Origin of the sequence: Verminephrobacter aporrectodeae subsp. tuberculatae At4 (assembly GCF_000193225.1) — a bacterium.
Taxonomy (GTDB): domain Bacteria; phylum Pseudomonadota; class Gammaproteobacteria; order Burkholderiales; family Burkholderiaceae_C; genus Acidovorax; species Acidovorax aporrectodeae.
The window spans coordinates 1-239 of sequence record NZ_AFAL01000265.1; the positions used below are offsets into that span (position 1 = coordinate 1).

At 74.9% G+C, this 239-nt stretch carries 1 protein-coding gene; it reads right to left on the bottom strand.

Annotated elements, in window-relative coordinates; all coding sequences use genetic code 11:
* Positions 1-239, bottom strand: a 239-nt coding sequence (locus tag VTU_RS26135) for a phosphoenolpyruvate carboxylase (RefSeq protein WP_010102249.1), incomplete at both ends; no start/stop codon positions are given.

Sequence of the window (239 nt, forward strand, 5' to 3'; positions counted from 1 at the left end):
GCGCCTGGACGTCGTCGCGCGCGGCGAGCAGTTGGGCGATGCCGCGTTCGGCGTCCAGAATGCTCTTGCGCTGCACCTCGGTGGGGTGCGCCGTGAGCACGGGGGCGACGTGGCTGCCCGCCAGCGTCTGCGCGATGGTCTGCGGCGTGATGCCCGCGCGGCGCAGGCGCGACAGGGCCAGCTCGATGCTGCCATCCTGCGTGTCGCCCGCACGCTCGTGCACGGCGCGGCGGCGGATG